This window comes from Acinetobacter sp. ANC 3929, assembly GCF_000369405.1.
Lineage (GTDB): Bacteria > Pseudomonadota > Gammaproteobacteria > Pseudomonadales > Moraxellaceae > Acinetobacter.
Genome location: NZ_KB850002.1, coordinates 166,716 through 191,491, shown reverse-complemented (window position 1 = coordinate 191,491; position 24,776 = coordinate 166,716). Strand labels below are relative to the sequence as shown.

General features: G+C 42.6%; 16 protein-coding genes. 10 read left to right on the top strand and 6 right to left on the bottom strand.

Annotated features, from left to right (window positions below):
* Nucleotides 1–3: 3 nt before the first annotated feature.
* A complete protein-coding gene (gene pnp, locus F909_RS00660; protein ID WP_171067193.1) occupies nt 4–2,091 on the bottom strand; it encodes a polyribonucleotide nucleotidyltransferase in 2,088 nt (695 codons plus the stop codon).
* A gap of 254 nt (nt 2,092–2,345) precedes the next feature.
* Entirely contained in the window at nt 2,346–2,615 is a 270-nt protein-coding gene (gene rpsO, locus F909_RS00665) for a 30S ribosomal protein S15 (protein ID WP_005154935.1), read from the bottom strand.
* A 240-nt stretch (nt 2,616–2,855) separates the two neighbouring features.
* Here rpsO and F909_RS00670 point away from each other — a divergent pair, with 240 nt between their 5' ends.
* A complete protein-coding gene (locus F909_RS00670; protein WP_005154933.1) occupies nt 2,856–4,154 on the top strand; it encodes a serine hydrolase domain-containing protein in 1,299 nt (432 codons plus the stop codon).
* 702 nt (nt 4,155–4,856) lie between these two features.
* Here the strand turns inward: F909_RS00670 and recD are convergent.
* The 3 genes from recD to F909_RS00685 form a co-directional block, all read right to left on the bottom strand.
* A complete protein-coding gene (recD, locus tag F909_RS00675) occupies nt 4,857–6,575 on the bottom strand; it encodes an exodeoxyribonuclease V subunit alpha (RefSeq protein WP_277604076.1) in 1,719 nt (572 codons plus the stop codon).
* Nucleotides 6,576–6,707: 132 nt separating this feature from the next.
* On the bottom strand, nt 6,708–10,421 hold the full coding sequence (locus F909_RS00680; RefSeq protein WP_005154931.1) for a UvrD-helicase domain-containing protein: 3,714 nt from the start codon (nt 10,419–10,421) through the stop codon (nt 6,708–6,710).
* A gap of 3 nt (nt 10,422–10,424) precedes the next feature.
* Nucleotides 10,425–14,069: an exodeoxyribonuclease V subunit gamma gene (locus tag F909_RS00685; protein WP_005154929.1), complete on the bottom strand. Its 3,645-nt coding sequence runs from the start codon at nt 14,067–14,069 to the stop codon at nt 10,425–10,427.
* Between the two features lie 183 nt (nt 14,070–14,252).
* On the opposite strand from F909_RS00685, the gene F909_RS00690 reads away from it, so the two are divergent.
* Both F909_RS00690 and F909_RS00695 read left to right on the top strand, forming a co-directional pair.
* Nucleotides 14,253–14,753, top strand: coding sequence for a hypothetical protein (locus F909_RS00690; RefSeq protein WP_005154928.1), 501 nt, complete (start codon nt 14,253–14,255; stop codon nt 14,751–14,753).
* Between the two features lie 193 nt (nt 14,754–14,946).
* Nucleotides 14,947–16,239, top strand: coding sequence for an MFS transporter (locus tag F909_RS00695; RefSeq protein WP_005154927.1), 1,293 nt, complete (start codon nt 14,947–14,949; stop codon nt 16,237–16,239).
* A gap of 27 nt (nt 16,240–16,266) precedes the next feature.
* Here F909_RS00695 and F909_RS00700 read toward each other — a convergent pair whose 3' ends face one another.
* The gene (locus F909_RS00700; protein WP_005154926.1) at nt 16,267–17,685 is read right to left on the bottom strand and encodes a polyphosphate:AMP phosphotransferase; all 1,419 of its coding nucleotides are present in this window, start codon (nt 17,683–17,685) and stop codon (nt 16,267–16,269) included.
* A gap of 212 nt (nt 17,686–17,897) precedes the next feature.
* Here F909_RS00700 and F909_RS00705 point away from each other — a divergent pair, with 212 nt between their 5' ends.
* From F909_RS00705 to hisIE, 7 genes are all read left to right on the top strand, one after another.
* Nucleotides 17,898–18,605 carry a DUF8198 family protein gene (locus F909_RS00705; RefSeq protein ID WP_005154925.1) on the top strand — a complete coding sequence of 236 codons (708 nt, stop codon included), beginning with the start codon at nt 17,898–17,900 and terminating at the stop codon, nt 18,603–18,605.
* Nucleotides 18,606–18,815: 210 nt separating this feature from the next.
* Nucleotides 18,816–19,757, top strand: a complete 942-nt coding sequence (gene ubiE / locus F909_RS00710; protein ID WP_005154924.1) for a bifunctional demethylmenaquinone methyltransferase/2-methoxy-6-polyprenyl-1,4-benzoquinol methylase UbiE — start codon at nt 18,816–18,818, stop codon at nt 19,755–19,757.
* Nucleotides 19,758–19,767: 10 nt separating this feature from the next.
* Entirely contained in the window at nt 19,768–20,448 is a 681-nt protein-coding gene (locus F909_RS00715) for a ubiquinone biosynthesis accessory factor UbiJ (RefSeq protein ID WP_005154923.1), read from the top strand.
* 12 nt (nt 20,449–20,460) lie between these two features.
* A complete protein-coding gene (locus tag F909_RS00720; RefSeq protein ID WP_005154921.1) occupies nt 20,461–22,080 on the top strand; it encodes an ABC1 kinase family protein in 1,620 nt (539 codons plus the stop codon).
* A 124-nt stretch (nt 22,081–22,204) separates the two neighbouring features.
* Nucleotides 22,205–23,521, top strand: coding sequence for an FAD-dependent oxidoreductase (locus tag F909_RS00725; RefSeq protein ID WP_005154920.1), 1,317 nt, complete (start codon nt 22,205–22,207; stop codon nt 23,519–23,521).
* Nucleotides 23,522–23,533: 12 nt separating this feature from the next.
* Nucleotides 23,534–23,914, top strand: a complete 381-nt coding sequence (locus tag F909_RS00730) for a VOC family protein (protein WP_005154919.1) — start codon at nt 23,534–23,536, stop codon at nt 23,912–23,914.
* 91 nt (nt 23,915–24,005) lie between these two features.
* The gene (gene hisIE / locus F909_RS00735; RefSeq protein WP_005154918.1) at nt 24,006–24,773 is read left to right on the top strand and encodes a bifunctional phosphoribosyl-AMP cyclohydrolase/phosphoribosyl-ATP diphosphatase HisIE; all 768 of its coding nucleotides are present in this window, start codon (nt 24,006–24,008) and stop codon (nt 24,771–24,773) included.
* Nucleotides 24,774–24,776: the final 3 nt, after the last annotated feature.

Here is a 24,776-nt window from a genome sequence, read left to right as displayed (position 1 = left end):
TAATTAAGCTTGTTCAATATCTTTCATCGTTAATTTGATACGACCGCGGTTGTCAACATCCGCAACCTGTACTTTGATGTCCTGACCTTCTTTCAATACGTCAGTCACATTCGCAATACGTTCATTCGAAATTTGTGAAATGTGAAGCAAGCCGTCAGTACCTGGCATGATATTTACAAATGCACCGAATTCAACGATACGAATGACTTTACCTGCATAAATCGTACCTGGTTCAACTTCAGCAGTAAGTGCTTGGATTTTTGCAATCGCAGCTTTAGCAGCCGCTTTAGTTTCACCAAATACACGTACTGTACCGTTATCTTCGATATCAATCGCAGCTTTAGTTTCTTCAGTAATCGCACGAATGGTTGCACCACCCTTACCAATCACGTCACGAATCTTGTCTGGATTGATGTTGATTACTTCAAAAGTCGGTGCATTTGCACTGATTTCCGCGCGAGCACGTGAAATGACTTTGTTCATTTCATTGAGGATATGCATACGACCAGCAAATGCTTGGTTTAATGCAACTTCCATGATTTCTTCAGTAATACCTTCAATTTTGATATCCATTTGAAGTGCAGTAATACCGTTTGCAGAACCTGCGACTTTAAAGTCCATATCACCAAGATGATCTTCGTCACCCAAGATATCTGAAAGTACTGCGAAACGCTCGCCTTCTTTAACCAAGCCCATTGCGATACCCGCAACTGGTGCTTTCAATGGAACACCTGCATCCATCAATGATAATGACGCACCACATACAGACGCCATTGAAGATGAACCATTCGATTCAGTAATGTCAGATACGATACGAATCACGTACGGGAAGCGGTCAGCTGCAGGAAGAACAGCTTGAACACCACGACGTGCCAAACGACCGTGACCAATTTCACGACGCTTAGGACCAGATTCACGACCTGTTTCACCTACAGAATATGCAGGGAAGTTATAGTGCAACATGAAGTTGTCAGTTTTCGTACCAGAAAGCGTATCAACCATCAACGCATCACGAGTATTACCCAAAGTCGTTGTAACTAAGGCCTGAGTTTCACCACGAGTAAATAATGCAGAACCGTGTGCACGATCTAATACACCCACTTGTACATCGATCCCACGAACAGTTTTCGTGTCACGGCCATCAATACGTGGCTTACCTGACAAGATGTTGTCACGTACTGTACGGTATTTAAGATCTTCAAATAATTCGTTTACTTCATCAGCAATACCCGTTTCGTCATTTTCAGGAACGAATTGAGCAACTGCTTCTGCATAAAGTGCATCAAGTGCTGCATAACGGTCTTGTTTCACCGCAATGGTATATGCTTCTGAAATTTTCGCTTCGAAAGCCGCTTTTAATTGCTCAAGAAGTGCTTCGTTTTTGCTTGGAGCAACCCAAGTTGATTCAACTGCACCCGCAGCAGCAGCAAATTCTTTAATCGCTTGAACTGCAATTTGCATTTCGTCATGACCGAAAAGTACAGCGCCAAGCATTTGATCTTCTGAAAGTTCTTTCGCTTCAGATTCAACCATAAGCACAGCTGATTCTGTACCAGCAACGACAAGGTCAAGATCAGATTGAGCAAGTTGTTCAAAGTTCGGGTTAAGAACATACTCACCATTGATTAAACCAACACGTGCACCAGCAATTGGACCACGGAACGGCGTACCCGCAATTGACAATGCAGCTGAAGCACCGAGCATCGCAGCGATATCAGCGTCCATCGTTTTGTCAGAAGACACAACTGTTGCTGTGACTTGGATTTCGTTGAAATAACCTTCTGGGAACAACGGGCGAATTGGACGGTCAATCAGACGTGAAATTAAAGTTTCAGCTTCAGAAGCACGACCTTCACGCTTACCATAACCACCCGGGATACGACCCGCAGCATATTGTTTTTCTTGATAGTTAACTGTTAACGGGAAGAAGTCCTGGCCCGCTTTTGCTTTTGGTTGTGCAACAACTGCAACAAGGACAGTCACACCACCCATAGTGACTAAAACTGTATTTGCTTGACGCGCAACACGACCCGTTTCTAAAACAACTTGGTGTTGACCAAATTGGAATTCTTTACGAATGATATTAAACATTGACATGTATTGTATTTTCCTACTTTTTTTCTAGTGAGACCCCTAAGGTTTGGCATTCAGACCACAACTGCTGTGTAGATAAATGACAAAGCTTAGAAGCCATCACACTAGACTAAATTTTAAAAAAGTTAAACGCAAAGAAGGAGCGAACAAGCGCCCCTTCTAAAAATCACCTAAGGTAAATTAGGTGAAACTCTCTTTTCAGCAATAAAGCATAACAACATGCGAAATAGCGAAAACAAAGTAAAATCGAATTAACGACGTAAACCTAATGCGCCGATCAAAGCAACATAACGACCGTGATCTTTACCATTTAAATAGTCAAGTAATTTACGACGTTGGTTAACCATACGAATCAAACCACGACGGCTGTGATGGTCGTGTTTGTGCTCTTTAAAGTGACCTTGCAAATCATTGATTTGAGCACTTAATAAAGCAACTTGTACTTCAGGTGAACCAGTGTCGTTTTCAGCACGAGCAAATTTAGCGATGATCTCTGCGCGATCAGTGTTAGTTAAAGCCATTCGATTTCTCCGAGATGCTTACAAAAATAAAATGATAATGATCAGTTGTTACCAACCGACTGCCGTGCATCACTACAGCAAGTCGCCTATTTTAAGTGATCTATCGTTATATTGCAAAAATGTTTTAAGTTCACTGGCAATTCGGCAGCTGACAGCCTTGTACAAAATAGGCACACTAGCCTGATTCTGTTTTCAATTTATGACAGAGAAGAAAGAAAACGAAAATATTGCGAGGGAATCGTGAAAATCTTATCAACTAATACCTGTTATGTGCCACATGACTTAAAACAAGTGATTCACAGCAAAGATGAAGTCTCTGCGGAATTGGGTGGCATGAGTGAAACTCAGGTCCAAAAGATTTGGCACAGTGTTGAAGGGCTGTATAAAACGGGGAATTATCCACTTATTACTTTATGTTTACGTCGTCAGGGAAAAATTCTTTTAAACCGCAGTATTGGCTATGCGCAAGGAAATTCCGCAGAAGGCTTAGCGACTGATGCCAAGATTGGAACGCCAGATACGCCTGTCTGTCTGTTTTCAGCCTCTAAGATGGTGACTGCCATGTTGATCCATATGTTGGATGAACGTGGAGAGCTTAATTTACTTGATCCAATCAGCTACTACATTCCTGAATATGGTGTGAATGGTAAACGTCGTGCCACGATTTTTCATTTGCTTTCCCATCGTGGAGGCATTCCTCGCATTGACACGGAAGTCACACCAGAGCTTTTATTTAATCAAGAAGATATCTTAAAACTACTCTACGCTGCGAAACCTGTTTCTCCGTCAGGAACACACCTTGCTTACCATGCCGTCACTGCGGGTTATATTCTGGGTGAAATCGTTCAGCGTGTAACTGGTCAAAGCGTTCGCGAGTTTTTGGCTGAGCATATTGAAAAGCCCATGGGCTTAAACTATTTCAACTATGGGTTAAAACCTGAATATCGTGCTGATGTGGCTTTAAACTATGCCACTGGGATTCATCCAAGCTTAGGTACAGACCATTATCTCAATCATGTACTCGGTGGTGGCTTACAACTTGCAGTCGATGTCACCAATGATACCCGTTTCATGGATACCATTTGTCCTGCTGGAAATATTTACACCAGTGCTGAACAAGTCGGCCGCTTTTTTGAAATGTTGCTCAGCGGCGGCGAATACCAAGGCAAACAGATCATGAGTGCCAAGACCGTCTTCCGTTCTACCCTACCAACGTCAGGTCTTAGCCTAGATCGAACGCTATTGGCTCCAATGCGCTATGCACTGGGACCAATGCTGGGTAGTAATCCCGTAGGATTATTTGGCCCTATGACAGGACAGGCGTTCGGACATATCGGCTTCTCAAATATTCTATGTTGGGCAGATCCAGAGCGTGATATCAGTGTATCGCTCTTGACCACAGGGAAGTCTGTGGTCGGTACTCATTTACCTGCTTTAGCAAAAACACTTTATCAAATCTCGACCAACTGCCCGAAAATACCCAAGAATCAACGTCGCTCGTTGTTTGCAACAGATCGTACAGAAGCAGATTTGGTCTAAGACCTCTATACCTAAATCACACGCATAAAAAAGCCCAAGTTAAACTTGGGCTTTTGCGCTTGAAACTTTTCATTATTATTCTATTTTGTTATTTTTTATTGTTTTCTCCTACACCATTCAAACCCTCTGAATGTTCACACACATCCTTTTCTTTATTGTTCTTTATCTTGCTTTTCCCACTCTCTATACCGACTATTCTGTCAGATTCAATTATGGAGAAAAATAGCATTTATCTTATCTCTGTGTACGAAAAAACGTACAAGTCTGTATAACATTTAACTTAATAATAATAAAAAATTGTCAGACAATAAGATTTATATTTCTTCCTTTTATTTGAATCCAAGAGCAAGCAGAAAGACACTGACAATAAACAATAGATGAATATTCACGCATTAAAAAATACGATACTGAGTCAATGAATCATAAGGATTTTATAGCGGATAAAGTATAAAAATAAAAAAGCCCTGTAGTCTCTCCCAAAACTACAAGGCTTAGCGGCTGTAAATTTCCTCTTTTATCACTTACTTCACTGTAAGTTCGCTGTCATCCGACGTTATAATTATATTTATGCGATTTACCTAGCTTTCCTTGCTAGGCTCTTTGTGTGTACATAATCTCAAAAAGCTTGCGCTTGCTCTAGCGACAATATCTCGAATCCTTGTAAGCTTTTACTTACAAAGCAGTGAATTCTGAAGCATAAGTTCACAATCTGTTCAAATTGATCTTTTGCACTAAACCACTACGACGAACAGTGCGTATCGTCAAAGCCTGCCGTAATGCATTTGAATCAGCCAAAATACTCACAACTTTTTTAGCACGGGTCACCGCGGTATAAATCAACTCCTGACTTAATAATTTCTCTGCTTGTGCGTCTAATACGATCGCTGTGTGGGTAAATTCAGAACCTTGAGATTTATGAATGGTTAACGCAAAGGCTGTTTGCATGCTACGTGGTAATCGATGCGCTGCAATCCATTTATTCAAGCTTGGAAAAAATACTTCAAATTGTTGTGCTTGAGTACGATGTTTAAAACAAATGCCAATATCACCGTTGGAAATTCCAAGCTGATAGTCATTATACGTCATCATGACTGGACGTCCGATATACCAATCCCCAACTGCCATTTGTTTAAGCTGCTGGTTTAGCCACTGCTCGGCATAACGATTTAGTTGTTCAATCCCCAACTGTCCATGTCGGACGGCAGTTAAGATTCGATAATCATCAAAAGCATGAATGACTGACTGTATAGAGTCTTCTGATACATCTGTATGGATATAACGTTTCAAGGCATCAACATAGCCTTGAAATCCATACATCAACTTTTGTTGATAAGGCTCAATCTCAAAACCATGTTGCTCTGGTAGATATTCCAGCTGAATCTGGTCTGGCATCTCTTTAGTTAAGGTGATCGCTTGCAAGGGTGCTGCTTCTACAATTTCATGCGCTAGCTTCGACAGTACAAGCTCTGACTCAGTTGAATCTTGCTCAGCTTGAATAAATCTCGCAAACTGCCCAATCTTTGCTTCAGCAGAAAAACGACGGCTGGTTTGTAACTGGACTCTGTTTTCTGCCAATGCCTCGACCTGCTGTAAATCTGCTAAAACCGAACCGACATCGACAGAAGCCAACTGATTGGCATCGCCTAACAAAATAATCCGACAGTGCTCAGGTATCGCTTCAAATAATAAAGTTGCTAGATTTAAATCCAACATTGAGGCCTCATCAACCACAATAACGTCATAAGGCAAAGGCTGTTTTAGATTAAACCGTGGAATCTGCCGATTGCCCATGCCCAATAAACGGTGCAAAGTCTGGGTATTTTGATTACGCAACTCATCAGTAATTAAACCTGACTCCAATAATTTTGGATCATTAAATGAGTTCTGCAATGCTTCCTGCATACGTTGCGCGGCCTTGCCTGTGGGTGCTGCCATGGCAATACGAATATCGGGAATTGTCTGGTTTAAAGCCGCAATGATACGTGCCAAGGTATAGGTCTTACCCGTACCTGGCCCCCCCGTAATGATGCTTAACCATTGTTGCAACACCATTTTAAGCGCAGCTTGTTGATGTTGATCACTGAGTAAGTTCTGATAATTTTCTGGATTGACCGTTTGAATCGTTTGTCGCTTTAATCGACAAATCTGCTGTGCAAGGCGTTGCTCGAGTTGCCAATATCGGTATAATGCCAAGCCCTGCTGATCATAGACACATGGGGCAACTTGAGTGTTTGCGTTTTCACTCGAAATAGCCAAATCAGCCAATGCTTCGATCTGTGTATGATCCGCTTCGATACAGCTGTCGCCCTGTAAACTGGCTTCAACCAATTGTTGCAGCACTTGCGCAGCGTTAACTGTTTGAGCAGATTGAGAAAATGGGGCTTGTGCGAGGTAATTACTCCACATATTTAACCAAGTCATTTGTTCTGACTGATGACCGATTTGTTTGTCCACAGAGTTATCCTCACAGTTACCCACACGCTTGTCCACAAGGTTATAAACAGAGTTATTCACAAGCTAAGTTTTTGTTTAATTTAAATTCATACACTTTATCTACACCATTTTTCCAGCATTATCCTCAGAGAAATATCCAAGAATTGCATCCAAGCGCAAGATAAATTCGTCCTCAGGTTTCCAATAGAAACAACCCTGCTGTGCTTGCCCATTCATTCCGCGTAGATACAGATAGGATGCGCCTCCCAAATGTTGCTGCATATCGTAATTCTGCAACTTCACCGTCAAATAACGATGCAACGCCACCAAATATAAAGCCGCTTGTAACCAATAACTCGACAGAGACATACTTTCAGCAATCTGGACTGGCTGATAATCCACTTGCTCTGCCCCCAGAAAATTACTCTTATAATCGGCAATATGGTAACGCTGTCCATCGAAGTACACCAAGTCGATCGAACCATTCAGATAACGAGCAGACTTTGCTTCAAGTAGCTCGGGCATCACGATACCGTATTCTTCAAAGAGTTGTTGTACGCGCTGCATGGCCAACACACGATCGGATAAAGCCAAATAGAACGGACATTCTGATAAATATTGCCCTGCCTCTAATTGCTGCAATTGGAAATCTTGATTGAGTGGTGTCATCAGTACTTCTTTCAGCCACTCAGCAATCCATTGATAAAGCTGCTGTTCGCTATTCTCCTGCTCTGGAAAATGCTGCTGATACTGTTGCAACAGTTCGAGCCATAAACTTTGATAGGTATTTTTAAAACGACGGCGAATTTCCTCCACCCAAGTTGAGGACTGTTGGAAATCAATTTGTTCAAAAATTTCATGCAGAAAATTCCCAGCCAAAGTACCTTTGGGGAAATACTGCTTAATCCAGGCAATCGGTTCAGCGACAACAACCTGATCTTGTTCAGAGAAATTTAACTCGTCTTCTGCTTGCTCAAAATCTACATCGATATTGGCCATGCGATCAACACGGTTGGCTTTATGCTTTAAATGTTGTGCCAAATAACTAAAGCTGGTTTTACCACGTGCGTAAAAACGCTGCGTAGGTAAAGGTTGTGCTGAGACCTCAATGTGCCGCTGCACTTGCTGTGCCTGTAGTGCCTGAGGTCGCTCTAAAATCGGAGCAACCTCAGTACTGTAAGGATGCTGGAAAAGGTCACCTTGATTTTTCCAAAAAGCCAAACCAGAGAATTTATTTTTATCACCTTTTTCAGGTTCAAACACGGCATAGACGCGATGACTTGCGCGTGTCAACGCCACATACCACAAACGATTTTGTTCTGCCAAGGCACGTTGTTGATGTTGATCCAGTTCAGTTTGCTGCAAAAAGTTTTTATCTGCCACGGCAACCACGCGTTGAGTACGGATTTGACCTGTCTCTGGTAGTTGGATTTCAGTGGTGGAAAAATTTAAGCTTTTCTGCACTTCTGCAAAGGCTTTATTTGCACCAAGCAAAAAGACAATTTTAAACTCTAAGCCTTTAGATTGATGAATCGTCATCAACTGTACACCTGCTTCATTCGACAGCTTGTGCTCGAGCTCCCACTCCCGATCGCTAGGTGAATTTAATTGTTTTAAATACCAATGATATAAATTATGACTACCTTGTACCTGCTCACTATGCTGACTCAGCAGATCAGTCAAATGGCGTAAATTGACCACAGCACGCTCATTGTCTTTACTTTGTGCTGCAACCAATTGCTGCCAAATACCAAATTGGTTTAAGCAACGTTGCCATGCTGATAAAAAGCCCTGATTCAGCCACATCTCACGGATGTCATCAAATTGTTGAATATAATGACTTAGCCCTTCTACACTCTGTTCCAATGCCAGCAATCGGGTTAAATCAAATCCAAATAAACGGCTGAGTAAGGCACGCTTGAGCTTCGCTTCATCATAAGGATGCAACAACGCAGTGAGTAAAGCACCGACATCTTTTGCAATTGCTGAATCAAACACACTGCGTTTGGAAGGGCGATTGACGCGAATCCCCATGCGTTCCAATACATATTGCACTTCATCCAGCTGGCGATGACTGCGGGAAAGCACCGCAATATCCTCTTCATCAATCGCCGTGGCAACATCAGCAGCCAAATACAATTGCTTTAAATACGCCTGATTCAATAAAGTCTGGATCTGCCACGCCACTTGCGTCGCCTGTTCATTGCCTTCTTGTAATTGTAACCACCGTAATGGTGCAGGATTGGATTGGGTATTTTCAATCAAAGCTGGATGAGGTCGTGAACCTGCTTGAATCGGGTCATACATAACCTGCTCACCAAAATCCAGTTGTCGTTGAAACAGCACATCAACCACTTCAACTAATTCTTTCACGGAGCGATGATTGTGAATCAGTTTATATTCATGTCCCTGCTTGGACATCACATCCTGATAGGCATTCAGGAAGGTCAACATATCTCCACCGCGGAAGCCATAAATCGCCTGCTTACGGTCGCCGACCATGATCATGCAACCTTTTTGATAACGCTGCGGATGCCGCCAAATATTGGCTAACATATCATCTTGATCTTGGTTCGTATCCTGAAACTCATCGACCAAGATCAATGGATAGCGAGCCTGAACAAACACGGCAAAACGCTGTCCTTGTTCCCCTTTCAAAGCATCAGACAAAGTTTTAATTTGTTGGGAAAAAGTGGTTTCACCTTTTTGCTGCAACACTTGGGGCAAACGTTTCTTTACTTCAATACACAAATAAGCTTTGAGATAAACCTGTAGTTGCTCGAAGGCTTGCTGAGTGTGTTGTAAAGATTGAAACAGCGATTGCAATTGCAATACAGTTGCATGCTGATAAAACCCCTCTGAAATGTCAGCAGGACATTTCTTAAAAATCTTTTGATTTTCGAGCTTTTCTAAAAACTTAGATACCACATCACGCGCATCGGCAAAATAAGCATCAAAAACCTGTACATTCTCTGTGCTTTCGAGTGCCTTTAACAATAGTGGTAGCGCTTCTGTAAAGAGTTTATGGAAGGCATGATTACGAAAAGTAGCACCATTGATATGGGGGTAATAGATACCGTCTAACTGAAAATATTCAGACAAGGTATTCAGTTCAATCCCGTGTGCTTGCTGCTGCCATTGTTGTAATTGTGCCAACTCAATTTCAGGGATAGCAGGTAATTTAAACTGGGCCGAACTAAAGTTCAGTGAGCTTTCCACCATCCCAACAAAATGATCAACACTTTTCAGCCCACCCACACTATACAGTGCATCAATGACTTGCTGCGGCTGAGTTTGAATCCACTCACGCAATACGTCATGAATCAATTGGCGAGTATAACTTTTGGCATCATCCGTAATTTCGGTCCGTTCGATTTTGCCACTTTCAAAGGCAAACTCTCGCAATAGCTTTTGGCTAAAACTATCCAGTGTCCCTACAAACAACTCATCTAACTGATCAATCACCAGTTTAAGACGTTCACAAGCATAGGCAATCCGAGGTGCAAAGTTTTGTAAAACCTGTTGTTTTAACGGATCGGATTCTTGTAACGCCTGTGTTTGAATATCCTGTTCCAACACATCACGAAAGGGTTCCAAATACTCAAGTATCTCGACCAAACGCAAGCGAATACGACTTTTAAGTTCTGCGGCAGCTGCTCGGGTAAAAGTCGTGGCGATGACCTGATTAGGCAGATATTTTTCTAAAAAAATCCGCACCATCAAACTCGATAATGTGTAGGTTTTACCCGTCCCCGCAGAGGCTTCAATTAAATGTAAACCTTCAAACTGAATATCAAGAATGGGCTGATAAGACACTGGATATTGTGAACTCATGTCTTACTCCACCCGTAAAAATTCAAAAATTGGTTGATACAAGGCATAGGAATAATGATCACATGCAAATTGTAATAAGGCGGCTGCATCTTGCTCTTGCAAAAGAAATTGCCAATCGCGATGCAATTTACAAGCTTCATTTTGGGTCATATCAAAACCAGAAAAATCACCTGTATCATTCCAGTCCTTGAAAATTTGCTTCTGGCTCTCTTCCGCTAAAACATAACCTTTATCCTGTTCAACCCATTCATAGCGCTTGGCTTTTTCCAATGGTTTTAACAGCAATGCAGCAGGCAAGACCACGGGTTGCTGTTGTGCTGTATGCCAAAGCTGTAACCATGCTTGCAGATATACCTGTGCCTGCTGCGAACTGAGTCCTTCACAAATCACGGTTTGATCACTAAAGACCACAATACGGCGCTGCTCTGTTGCGGTGTCGTTATTCAATATCACTAACCACAATAGATATTCCAGCCAGACTTTGGCTAAGCGTTTAGCACGCGCACTAGCGGGGTCCAAACTGACCCAATCTTGTGTTAACTGTTTAGGCGTGATACAGCCGATTTGTAAATTTTTCGATACACGCCAAACCCGTTGTGTGGTTTCCGTTGGCGCAGCGGCATATTGCTGTAGACGTTCTAGCAAACGCTGCTGTTCCAAACGACTTTGCTGCCATGCACTTTGTTGAACTTTTCCAACAGGCAGTTGATCTTGCAAGATGCTCGGTGATACCGCTTCATCATGCTGCTGTAAAAAATGCCGAATGGCATATTTGCCCAAGCCATCCAACAGTAAGGGCTCGTTTTGATCGACTAGTTCTGTTGCAGTTAAATTTTCGACCCCTAATGTTTTTAAATACAACCTTGCAGGGAAAGTAATATCCTGAATCCATTGCAGACTACTCAAAATAGTCATTTCATGCTGCTCCACAGGATAAGGCGTATTGGCCCATGCCTGCCGCTCACCTTTAACTTGCTGAATCTGTGAGGCGACTTTAAACCATTGATCCTGATATCGAACAGGACGATCGGCAACAAAACCTAAGGGATCAAATGGCTGTAACCGATGCAGATAATAAAGCGGGTGAAGCTGTGGCGGGATTTGCAATGCCTCGAATTCACCTAAATCCTCTAGTGCTAAAGTAGAATCTTCATCGCTTTGAGTTGAAAACGGTTTCACAATCAAGGCCAAATGATCTCGGAAACCTTGCAGCACACTAGATGGTTCTCTGACCTCACCATCATTGATATCAAAGCCATTATAAAACAACCACACTTGTTCTTGTGCCAACAGGATTGCGTCTAAAAATGCACCCTGATCATCTTCCAGACGAGAACGATCGCCCAATTGTTGACGCAATGCGTCCATCAAATCAAAAGGAATATGGCTGTCCCGATTCGGGAATTTACCTGTATCTAAGCTCAACAACACAATCAGACGATACGGAATCGGACGAATCTGCCCAATCTGGCTAAAGGTAATTTGTCCTGTTGGCTCAACTTGTGCCGACTGATTTTCTAACGTTCGTTGAATCTCTTCAATGATATAAGGTAAAGGCAAGGAAATTTGACGTAACTGCGTTTCAGCATCGTCATAATAGCTAGCCAAAGTCAGCATACGTTCTTGTTTTTGGATAATTTCACGTACTGCTTTTAAGGCAACCACATCTTCTTGTTCAAACTCAAGCACATCATCTTTGATTCGTTTTAACCACGCCTCAACCGCGAGTCGCTGACCTTGTTCATGTGCAATTAGCCAGTCTCGTCGAGTAGATAAGTCATGATAAATCTGAATCAAAATTCCGATCAATTCAAAATCGCTGGGCTGCACCAATGCATAGCTCAAGGTGTTTTGTACCAACGTATGTGCAGGTACGGCAATGCCAAGAGCCAAACGATCTAAAGCAAATTTAAAACTATAACGATAGTCTTGATCCGCTGCACTTAAACTATGTTTTAAATGCTCTGCATCCAAACCACGCTTAAACCCAGCATCATTGAGCAATTCCAATATTCGTTGTGTCTGCGTGTAATCTACACCATAACGTTGTTGCGTTGCCGCCAGATTCAGCCAATCGGCAAATTCATCTTGAATAAATCGACCTTGCGTCAGTTGCAAACGCCCAAGTACTGCGCGCCAAGCATTTAAAGCATCTAACTGTGCTACGCCTGCAATTTTAACGGGTAAAAAGACCTCATGCTCGTTTGCCACCGCAGGAAAAACACTGCGAATTGAAGGTTCAAGCTCGGCTAGGTTTGGCGTTAAAATCAAAATATCGCTTGGACGACGAGGGATCAAATCCGTTTCAGCTAGCCAATGTACCAACTGCTCCTTTAAGACTTCGAGCTGGCGAATACTGGAGTGGCAAACATGAATCTGAATCGATCGGTCTTCAGGTGCAAGCTCATATTGTTGCGGCTGAGGTTCTGCTAAATAAAAAATATCTGACTGGATTTTACCCAGTAAAGTGTCAGGAAAATAATCCTCAAAAGCATCGACCCATTTCCCCTCTTCACCTGTTGCTAGCTGTGACAACAACGAGAAATGGTCACGTGCTTGCTTGCCCAGACGTGTCAGTAAAGGATGGCGAGATTCACGATTTAAGGCATTAAACCCGAGACTAAAATTTTCAAAAAATGCAGTAATATCAGCATCACTAGCATGTGGATGTTTAACCAGAAAGCGCTCTTTCACCCCTAAGTCATAGCGTTTTTTCCAGAGTGGATCGACACTGTCCGCCCAATATTCTTGTGAGGGGTTATAGTGCAAAATCACCACATCTAAATATTGTCCCAAACGACGTAAAAATTGCAGTTGACTCGGTGGTAAGTCCAAAATCGTAAACACGATCACCTGATTCGGGAGCTGTGCCAATGCTTTCCGACGTGTCTGTTCATTGTCTAGATGCTGCCAGAAATCGGTATCAATCGCTTGTATTTCTAAAAAATCATCATGGAAATAGTTCTGCCATAGCCAACGCTGCCAAGCCTCGAGCTGTTGAGTCTGATGTAAGGTAAATGCTGAGGTTTCTTGATCTGTTTTAGAAATGAGTTGTTCAATATCTAAAGCGCGATTTTGCCCCCAAGCCGAAAGCCAGTTGCCTGTACATGTGCAATTGCCTTGACAGGCTCGCTGACAATGGCCACGGTAAATCATGTAGTTATTGAAAAGCTGCGAAACCTGCTCCGCGATCCAATACAACATGCTCTGCTTTTTAAGCTGCTTTTCTGTGCCCTGTTGTAATTGGTCTGCACTGTCATAAATACGCTGTACGATTGAATATAAGGGGTGCTCTAAGGCCAGTGTATTCTGGTCTGCTTGTATAAAAGGCTGCAAGGCCTGATGAATGCGCCATTTTAAAATCAAATGGGGAATATTGGCTTTCCGCACTTGCTCTTTGTTTTCCAATACCTGTTGATAGGCATACCACTGAAAACCACGAATGCGTTGATGAAATTGATAATTGGCCGTCATGCCTTGCTGTTCAGCAATTCTCTGCGTCAACCATTGTTCTTGTGCAGGGCTCGGTACAATAAAATGCTGGGTTTTAAACACCTGAAATGCGGAGTTACTCGGCTGAGTGATTGATGCCATCACACCTTGTAATAATACGTCAAGGCGTTGACTTTGAATAACATGAATCCCCATGTGTTAATGTAACCTCATCAATAGTACAGCAGACTGTTGCACGAAATCGTACACAATCATCACTATACAACTTCAGATCACTATGTCACGCTAAACACACAAGGAAATAAAAAAATTGTTTTGAATTTCACCATTCCATACGATTGAATGTACTATCGAGGGATAGACTTTAGGTATAACTTTATGAAAATTGATAATATTCCTGAATCCATTAATCCAAACTTAAACTTGGAACAGATTCGCGATGAGTGTCTGGAACTCGCTAAAAAGCGTGCATATTGGTCAGCAGGTGCAGCCATTGTACCGATTCCCTTTTTTGATGTCGTTGTCGATTTAGGCATGCTGACACAAGTGATCCCAGATATTAACGCACGTTTCGGTTTAGCGCCTGAACATATCAGTGTTTATGACCCTGAAACCAAAAAAGTTCACTGGGATGAATTGCGCAAACGCGGTTTTGAATTCTCAGGCTTTGTGGTGGCACGTACTGCCATGAAAAAATCATTTAATGGTTTTTTTACTAAAATCGCCACCAAGCAAGTGACCAAGTTTATTCCTTTAGGTGGGCAACTTGTTGCTGCTAGTCTGGGATACTTTATGATGCGTAAAATTACCGAAGCACATGTGCAGGATTGCTACAACCTTGCAAAACGCATTCAGAACAAGACCGTTTCAACTTATTAAATAGAAAGAAAATAGTCAGTTCATCTCAAGCTGCTTGTTGCATCACCGTAAAACATCGACCTTTACAGTGATGCAACACATCAATAAAAAAACCACACAAATACGTTAATATTCACTTAATTTTTTAAGCTTTCATAAAGATTGTATTTTTAACCTCCACATCTCGATGATAAACAGATGATGGAGCGTCGTTGTGCAAAATAGCCAATCACCTTCTCGGGTCCGTGCAATTTTTAACGTGACCAGCGGGAACTTTCTTGAACAATACGACTTCTTCCTGTTTGGACTCTATGCACAAGCCATAGGCCAAACTTTTTTCCATTCAGACAGTAGCTATGCTGCACTGATGAAAACATTTCTCGTGTTTGCAGTCAGTTTTCTTATGCGCCCAATCGGTGCGTTGGTGCTCGGTCCTTATGTGGATCGTATTGGTCGTCGCCGTGGTCTGATGATGACTTTAAGCATCATGGCCTTCGGTTCATTAATCATTGCATTCACACCCAGCTATGCCAGCATTGGCTTTGCCGCAACCGTGCTAATTTTCGTTGGTCGTCTGGCTCAGGGCTTCTCCGCGGGTGTTGAGCTTGGCGGTGTTTCGGTTTATTTAGCAGAAATTGCTGAACCGCATAACCGTGGTTTTATTACCAGTTGGCAATCGGCAAGTCAGCAGGTTGCTGTCATTTTTGCAGCTGTCCTAGGTTATATCGTCAGTGTAGTGTTTACCAAAGCGCAAGTGGATGCTTGGGCATGGCGCATTCCCTTCTTTGTTGGCTGTGCCATCATTCCCTTTATTTTTTGGCTGCGTAAATCTTTGGTTGAAACAGAAGCCTTCGCCTCTCGCAAAGAACATCCAAGCACTCGACAAATTCTAAGCACATTAGCAGCCAACTGGAAAATTGTGTTGGCAGGTGTATGTATGGTCGCGACGACAACAACGATGTTCTACTTTATTACTGTCTATACACCGACTTACGGTAAAGAAGTACTCCATTTAACCCGCACCGAAAGTTTAATCGCCACCATTATGGTCGGTCTCAGTAACTTTATTTTATTACCGATTGGCGGACATCTTTCTGACAAATTTGGTCGAAAACCACTGTTAATCAGCACAACCTTGTTGATCTTTATCAGTGCTTATCCACTACTGACTTGGTTGACACATACCATTAGCCTGTCGCATATGTTGATGGTGCTGTTGTGGTTCTCTTTGCTGTATAGCTTCTACAACGGTGCGCTGGTGGTTTCACTAGCGGAAATGATGCCGAGTTCAGTCCGCATTGCTGGTTTCTCCGTGGCTTATAGCTTTGCCACCTCGATTTTTGGTGGACTCACACCGATGATTGCAACCTATCTGGTACAAACATCTGGCAATAAGAGCATGCCTGCATTCTGGCTGATGTTTGCCGCCATCACCAGTTTAGTCGCGACCTTAATCGTGTTCCGACAACATCGCAGCTCTCGCGCACAATTGGCAAATAACAATTAACCTAGGCAATGACAAACAGAAGGCGGATTAATCCGCCTTCAACTGTTTTAAGATCGCCTTTAGCACCTCAATCCGAGCTAAATATTTATCATCGGTTGCAATCACATACCAAGGCGCATAGTCAGTATCCGTTCTTTCAAACATATCCGCTGCCGCCTTGAGATAATCATCCCATTTATCCCGATTACGCCAATCTTCTTCAGTAATCTTAAAACGTTTATGTGGTGTTTGTTCCCGTGCTTTAAAGCGTAAGGCCTGTTCATCCTTGCTAATCGCTAACCAGATTTTCACAATGACGGTTTGGCTATCTACCAAGTTTTCTTCAAAACGGTTAATTTCGCTATAGGCCCGCTGCCATTCGACTGTCGAAGCAAAATCTTCAATCCGTTCAACCAACACACGTCCATACCAAGTGCGGTCAAAAATCGTAATCTTGCCACTATCATTCAGCTTGCTCCAGAAACGCCATAAATAAGGACGGCGTAACTCATAACGCTCAGGTGCAGCAATGGTGTGAATTTCATATTCTCTTGGATCGAGTTTTTTCACGATACGCTTGATCGCGCCACCTTTGCCGGCTGCATCCATTCCTTCAAAGGCAATTACCACTTTACGTTCATCAAAACGTAGCTTATCCGCCACTTTTTTGGTGAGCTTACTTAGTTCTTCCTTATAATCTTCTTTTTCTAAGCCTGCTTTTTCAGGTTCAAGCAACGTCTCTGGTATTGCGGCTTGCTGCCATTTTTGCGTGACTTTGGTTTGATGCTCAGGCAACTCTTGCAGGGTTTGGAGTAGATATTGTGCGAAACATTGATCACGCAGTTTTTCATCTTCACCATCAACAATAAACCAATCATCGGTAAATCGCTGGCTCAGACCCTGTAAGGTGTCGTACTGTTTTTTATTACGCCAATCCAAACCATGCAATTTATGCCAACGCTGCTCAGAAGCATCGATTTGATCTAAACGCTTTTGCAGTGATTTCCATGATAAATCAAACCAGACTTTGACAATATGCACATGATTATTTTGCAGATCATGTTCAAAAGCTCTCATTTGTTCCACATAACTGTCAAACAGATTCTCATCTAAAGGCTTAGACACATGCATGGCAGTGGTTAAAAGATCGCTATACCAATTACCGAACATCACCACGATTTGCCCTTCGGCTGGAATAAATCGGGTGTACGACTGCCAAAACGTGTGGTTGTTGGATAACAATTGCGGCGCATCAGCTTTAACCCGTAAATAACGTGGATCCAGCCATTCTCGTAATTGTTTGACGGCTTCGCCCTTACCAGCCAACTCGATCCCGCTCACCAAAACCAAAACACTTTTCGCATTTTTTTTATCTCGGCTATTTTTTAAAGCATATTGTGCTTCAATCAGCTCTAGCGAAAGTTCATCTTCATCTCGTAATTCAAATGTCGGTTGTTGTTTACTCATGTGTTTGCTCTAAACGGCTCATTATTCAAATTTAAAAAGAGTATAGTCAAAACCAAGGCCTATCTCGGAAAAACCCGTGTACAATTTCTGTAGATTGCTTTTCGGGCATCAACCCAGTGACCGATTATTAAACATTTAGAGTTTATGCTGTCATAGTTCTTGGTTATGATGCAGCCTATGATTTTATGGTTTTATTTTCTTTGAGTTCGAACATGTCAAAACTCGCTGCATTTGATAATCTTTTATTACAATATCAAACTTTGAATTACCACCAAGATCCTGTGCTTGCACAGAGATTGCATGACGTGCAGGCATGGATGAAAGAGCGTATTGCACAAACGCATGCTGAGTTTTTTGCTCAACCTCAAAATCAACTCATGGCCCAGTATTTTTTAAATCGTTTGTATGGTGGACCAGACTTTGATGCAATGGCACAGCAAATCGAACGCCTGCTGAAATATGCGCATAAAGCAGAAAGTATTTTGCCAGAAAACGCCATCAAAACAGGCACAAAGTCAGTCAGTTTAGCTGTTCTGGCGACACAACTGGATGAACAAGTCGCGGTACAGCTCTTGCAAGATTACCCTCCTAACACCCCGTTAACTGATGAAATCATGCGTCAAACCTTGGTTAAACTTGATCAAGGCGATGCACGTTATGAACAATTACAGTTGCTTGATGAGTTAGGCCTTACTCTTGATAAATATATGCGTTCAACCATGATGTATGCCGCTTTTAAAATGTGTAAAGGTATTGCACATAAATATCAATTTGACCGTATGTACGAATTTATCCAAGAAGGTTTCGCAGCCATGAAACCCATGAAATCTGCTGCAACCTTTATCAAAACCTTTAGCGAAAAAGAGCGTGAAATTATTGAGAAAGTACACGCTGGACACCCAAGTCCATTCCGTGACTAAGGCTGAGCTGATTTCTCTGCAACCTGAACACTTGTGGTTGCAGAGAAAAATGAGACTTTTCAAATCTTAAGAAAAATTAAAACACTTTTGATAAAGTGACTTTCTGTATATTATTCATATCAATTACATGCGAAAGCCTGTAAAAAAATACAAAATCTGTCATCATGCTTGCTGATTCGTGCCGCTAGAGCGAAAGTTTAGGAGAAAACTATGTCTAACGAAAACCAACAGCCTACCCCAGAAGTTGAGCAAAACCCAAGTTCAGACAAAGTCAGCCCTTTCTTAAACACGCCCCTTCCGCAAGGCACACCACAAGGTCAGCAGCAGCCGATCCAACAAGGTGCAGCACAGACCTCAACAGCTTCAATTCCAAAATATAACTTACCGCGCGGCGCTAATACGGGCAATGTCGGTGCAACCACTCACTTTGGTTATCAAACCGTGAGTAGTGATGACAAAGCACAAAAAGTTGCAGAAGTTTTCCATTCGGTTGCCAGCAAATACGACATCATGAATGACCTGATGTCATTTGGTATCCATCGTATCTGGAAACGTTTTGCCATTAATATGTCAGGTGTTCGTCGTGGACAACACGTGCTTGATATCGCTGGCGGTACAGGTGATTTGGCGAAAGTATTTAGCCGTGAAGTTGGGCCTCAAGGTCATGTGGTTCTTTCAGATATTAACGAATCAATGTTAAATGTCGGCCGTGATCGTCTGATCGATGCAGGCTGCACCAATGTTGATTTTGTCCTTGCCAATGCTGAAACGTTAGAGCCATTTGCAGACAATAGTTTTGATTTAGTCACCATCAGCTTTGGCTTACGTAATGTGACCGATAAAGATGCTGCGTTACAAGCCATGTACCGCGTACTTAAACCAGGCGGTCGCTTATTGATTCTTGAGTTTTCTAAGCCAGTGTTCGAGCCATTCTCAAAATTGTATGACCTTTATTCGTTCACCGCATTGCCGATCATGGGCAAACTGGTTGCCAATGATGCTGAAAGCTACAAATACCTTGCTGAATCGATTCGTATGCACCCAGACCAGCGTACCCTCAAAGGGATGATGGAAAATGCAGGTTTCCAAAGCTGTGACTACCACAACTTAACGGGTGGTATTGTTGCGGTACACCGTGGATTCAAACTTTAAGGTTTAAGATATGTGGTCGATTTTAGCACTCGGTGCAGTCGAACGTATCATTCATCATGTGATTGATTTGGATGCGATTACTCGCATTCAACTTAATCAGTTACAAGGTCAATTATTACGTGTTGTGATCGATAGTCCACAACTCTCAGTTGATGTTTTTTTTGATGAAAATAGAGTTCGTCTAGAACCGACCGTGACGGGACAGAGTCAAACCCCTTCTATTTTTGAACAGCGTCCTTTTGATCCTCAGCATAAACTCACGGATGCCACTGCAACCTTACATGTTGAAAATACCGTTGAGCTGGTTAAATTACTGCTCAGTGATATGGATCAAATTGGCAATATCCCATTGCAAGGTGATTATCACTTATTGCAGGATATTCAAAAAATTATGCAACAAGCTGAGCCAGATCTTGCAGCACATTTGTCTCCTTGGATTGGTCCACAACTGGCACATGAGTTGGGTAAAATTCAACTTGCACCGAAGCAGTTGAAACGCTCACTACAAAGCCATTTATTTTTTGTTGAAGATGCCTTAAAAGAAGATAGCGGTTTATTTGCTCCACGTTGGCAGATGGATGATCTCAATCGAGAGACGCGTCAACTCAATCAAGAAATTGATCGCCTAGAGGCCAAGCTTCAACAGCTCAATACTCAATTCAACCCACAAAAGCACTCCACTCAAGACTAGGTAAGACTTTATATGATTCCGCATGTTACACGGTTACTCGAACTCTGGCGTATTGCAGCACACTATCGCCTTGACACCTTGTTCCCTGCGGAAGAATTACCAGTAAAAGCACGTCATGCATTAAACCTGATTAAAATACATCCTGCGGCTTGGTCGAGTCGTGAGAAAAAGAATCCACTTAAGCTAAAAGAAGCTTTAGAGGATATGGGTCCGTTGGCGATTAAGCTCGGTCAATTGTTGTCTACACGTCGTGATTTGATTCCACCCGAAGTGTTAACACAACTGGTGTTATTGCAAGATCGCGTCAAACCGTATGACACACAGTTAGCCAAACAGCGCATTCAAGAATCACTCAAGGCAGATGTATCAACCCTATTCTCACGCTTTGATGAGCAACCGCTTGCCGCTGCTTCGATTGCTCAAGTCCACACAGCCGCTTTGCATGATGGCCGTGAAGTGGTGGTTAAAGTCACTCGCCCCGATATTCGCAGTCAAATTTTACAAGACTTTGAGATTCTGGCTTGGCTTGGTGATTGGTTGGAAAATCGCTTAGAAGCAGCACGTGCCCTACATTTAGCAGAGATTATTCAAGACTATCGTCAAATCATCTTAAATGAACTTGATTTGAGTCTGGAAGCAGACAACACCCGTCGTATGCGTCACTACTTTACAGGCTCAAGCATGATGTATGTGCCTGAAGTTTATATGGACAGTAAAGACGTGATGGTCGCTGAACGGATTACAGGTGTACCGATTTCGGATATCGCCACCTTTGATCGTTTAGGCATGGATCGTGCCGATCTTGCAGAAAAAGGCTTGACCATTTTCTTCACCCAAGTGTTCCGCGATAACTTCTTTCATGCAGATATGCACCCCGGCAATGTCTTTGTTGAAACCATTAACCCAAGCAATCCACGCTTTATTGCCTTGGACTGTGCCATCATGGGTGAATTGTCTAAGCATGATCAAATGACGATTGCGCGGATGCTACTGGCAGTGATGAACAGTAACTTCATGCAACTGATTCAAATTGTGCATCAGGCAGGCTGGATTCCACCGGGTACAGATCAAGATGCCTTATCACGCGAAATGCGCCGTACCGTTGGCCCGATGGTCTCAAAACCGATGGATCAACTGGATTTTGCAGGTATCTTGATTCAAGTTATGGATATTGCTCGTCGTTTCCACTTAGAAATTCCACCGCAATTGATGTTGTTACTCAAAACACTGGTACATGTTGAAGGTTTAGGAACAGATCTGTATCCGCAACTGGACATCTGGAAACTGGCAAAGCCGATTCTAACCGAATGGGTCAAAGCCAATATGAATCCTGTCAAGAATGTGAAAGAGCTTGGACAACAAATTCCAGACTTGCTACTTGGCGCACAAGATATTCCAGGTTTACTGATCGACAGCCTCAATGGTTTAAAGAATCAGTCTGCATGGCATGACAAACAATTGCGTGAAATTCAGCAAATGCGTTTGCAAATGCAGCAACAGCAACGTCGTAGCTGGATGTTTGGCAGTACCATGCTGATTTTACTCACGATTGCCATTATCACCCCTTGGTTTATCTCTATTGTGTTGATTGTGCTGAGTAGTCTGTTAGCATTTTGGCGAATCGTGAAATAATAAAAAAATCCCTTGCATAGACAAGGGATTTTTTTATCAATACGATTTAATTTTTTTCAAACAAAATCAGATCCGTTAAGATCCTGCTTGAGCAAATTCAATAAAGACTTTAAAAGAATAAACAATGAAAACACTAGATTTTGCCATCATTGGTGCAGGTACAGCAGGACTCGCAACCGCAATTCTACTTGCGCGAGCAGGTCACCAAGTTACGATTTTTGAACAGGTCGATGAGCTTTCCCCTGTGGGTGCAGGCTTATTGCTACAACCTGCGGGCTTAGCTGTATTTGAACATCTGGGGGTACTCGATCAAGCCTTAAAACTGGGTGCCAAAGTCACTGGACTGGAAGGACAATTGCCAGACAAGCGTCTGTTGGTAAATAGTCATTACCATCAAGCGGGCAGCAAGCTCTATGGTCTCGGGATTCACCGCGCCACTTTATGCCATGTGTTGACCCAAAAGCTTCAAGAATATTCCAGTCATCTCACTTGGCATATGAGTCATACGGTTGATCGTATTCAAGAAAATACACATGAAGTGCGATTATTCGGCACTCACCAGCAACAAAATTTTGATGCCAGCTTCGATGCCGTACTGATTGCCAATGGTGCACGTAGCCAATTACGCCCTCCATCATGGGTGAAAGTCGACCAAGCTTATCCTTGGGGGGCAGCGTGGAGTATCGTGCCTGAATGTTTAAGTTTAAATCCTGAAATTCTGCATCAATTTTATGATCGTTCCAAAATCATGATGGGTGTGCTGCCTACAGGTGCGATACCAACCGCACCTCAGCAACGCCTTTCTAGCGTGTTCTGGAGCCTGCCGACCACACAACTACAATCATTCTTAAAAGATGAATCTGCAAAACAGCAATGGTTAACGCAAGTGGCTAATCGTTGGCCCGATGTCGCAGAATGGTTGAAACAGCTATTATCGAATCAACAGAATCAACCACAATGGCTATCCGCTCAATATCGTGATGTGGTGATGTCTCAATTTGGACAAGGGAGAGTCGGTGTCATCGGTGATGCCGCCCATGCCATGAGTCCACAATTGGGACAAGGCGCCAATATGGCCTTGTTGGATGCTTGGGCTTTTTCACAGTCATTACAAGCAGCCAAACAAAATCAGCAAATTGACTGGTCGACACTGTGGCAGCATTACCATCAACATCGTCGTTCGTCGACCCAGTTTTATCAATTTTTAAGTCGTCTACTCACACCTCTGTATCAATCTGATCATTGGTGGGCAGGTGGCTTACGTGACTTGACCTTCCCCTGGATGTATCAAATTCCCTACTTTCGTAAGGAAATGGCAATCACCATTTCAGGTTTAAAAACAGGACTATTTCAACAACTCGATTATCAGCAAGTGGCACAATATCATCAAAGCAGCAATACATTCAGCAGCAAAACTGAATCTCTACCAGAATATAAATAAGGACAGTAATTTATGAAAATTAGTCACTTAGATCACCTAGTTTTGACCGTTGCCGATATTGAAAAAACATGCCAGTTTTATCAGTCTGCGCTGAATTTTGAAGTTGTTCGCTTTGGTGAAGGTCGTAAAGCACTGCAATTTGGCACTCAAAAAATTAACCTGCATCAAGTAGGTAAAGAGTTTGAACCCAAAGCGCTACAGCCAACAGCGGGTTCTGCGGATTTGTGTTTTATTGCAGAAACACCTCTCAATGAAGTGATTGCACACCTTCAAGCCCAGCAGATTGAAATCATTGAAGGACCTATTGAAAGAACGGGTGCCGTGGGGAAAATTTTATCGATTTATTTACGTGATCCAGATCAAAACCTGATTGAAATCTCGAACTATCTTTAATACCCTCTCCTTGATTTTTTACCCAACAAGCATAGCCAACCCTTGCCACAACCGCTAAACTACCTGCTCTCCACTCAATGGATTTTCACTCATGTCAAACTGGTTAGATGAAGTTAAATTTGATTCCAATGGTCTCGTTCCTGCCATTGCGCAACATCATCAAACTGGCCGAGTGTTAATGGTTGCATGGATGAATCGTGAAGCATTACAACTGACTGCTGAAAAAAATCAAGCGGTGTATTACTCACGCTCACGCCAAAAGCTTTGGCATAAAGGTGAAGAGTCTGGACATTTCCAGACCGTCCATGAAATTCGCCTAGATTGCGATGCCGATGTCATCATTCTACAAATTGAACAACATGGTGGTATCGCTTGCCATACAGGTCGCGAGTCTTGCTTCTATCGCAAACTCACTCCTCAAGGCTGGGAAATTGTTGATGCCCAACTGAAAGATCCTACGGCCATTTATGGTGCATCGGCAAAGACAGAAGCACACGATCACGGTCAAAATGAGCAAGTGGATGTACTCAGCTATTTAGGTCGCTTAATGCAAGAGCGTAAAACGGCTGAATCGGATAGCTCTTACATCGCCAGCCTGTATAAAAAAGGCATCAATAAAATTTTAGAAAAAGTCGGTGAAGAAAGTGTCGAAAGCATTATTGCAGCGAAAGATTATGCTGTGCTTGCTTCACTGGAAAATAAACACGATCTTATTTATGAAGTCGCGGACTTGTGGTTCCACAGTATTGTCATGTTGGGTTACTTCGATCTTGACCCACAAGTAGTACTGGACGAACTCGCACGCCGTCAAGGTTTATCAGGTTTAGTTGAAAAAGCTAACCGTAGTAAAGAAGCGTAAGCA

Bases quoted from the DNA above. Each gene is read 5' to 3' on its own strand.
- pnp (WP_171067193.1), bottom strand. From the start codon at position 2,091: ATGTTTAATATCATTCGTAAAGAATTCCAATTTGGTCAACACCAAGTT.
- rpsO (WP_005154935.1), bottom strand. From the start codon at position 2,615: ATGGCTTTAACTAACACTGATCGCGCAGAGATCATCGCTAAATTTGCT.
- recD (WP_277604076.1), bottom strand. From the start codon at position 6,575: ATGACTTGGTTAAATATGTGGAGTAATTACCTCGCACAAGCCCCATTT.
- F909_RS00680 (WP_005154931.1), bottom strand. From the start codon at position 10,421: ATGAGTTCACAATATCCAGTGTCTTATCAGCCCATTCTTGATATTCAG.
- F909_RS00685 (WP_005154929.1), bottom strand. From the start codon at position 14,069: ATGGGGATTCATGTTATTCAAAGTCAACGCCTTGACGTATTATTACAA.
- F909_RS00690 (WP_005154928.1), top strand. From the start codon at position 14,253: ATGAAAATTGATAATATTCCTGAATCCATTAATCCAAACTTAAACTTG.
- F909_RS00700 (WP_005154926.1), bottom strand. From the start codon at position 17,685: ATGAGTAAACAACAACCGACATTTGAATTACGAGATGAAGATGAACTT.
- F909_RS00705 (WP_005154925.1), top strand. From the start codon at position 17,898: ATGTCAAAACTCGCTGCATTTGATAATCTTTTATTACAATATCAAACT.
- ubiE (WP_005154924.1), top strand. From the start codon at position 18,816: ATGTCTAACGAAAACCAACAGCCTACCCCAGAAGTTGAGCAAAACCCA.
- F909_RS00715 (WP_005154923.1), top strand. From the start codon at position 19,768: ATGTGGTCGATTTTAGCACTCGGTGCAGTCGAACGTATCATTCATCAT.
- F909_RS00720 (WP_005154921.1), top strand. From the start codon at position 20,461: ATGATTCCGCATGTTACACGGTTACTCGAACTCTGGCGTATTGCAGCA.
- F909_RS00725 (WP_005154920.1), top strand. From the start codon at position 22,205: ATGAAAACACTAGATTTTGCCATCATTGGTGCAGGTACAGCAGGACTC.
- F909_RS00730 (WP_005154919.1), top strand. From the start codon at position 23,534: ATGAAAATTAGTCACTTAGATCACCTAGTTTTGACCGTTGCCGATATT.
- hisIE (WP_005154918.1), top strand. From the start codon at position 24,006: ATGTCAAACTGGTTAGATGAAGTTAAATTTGATTCCAATGGTCTCGTT.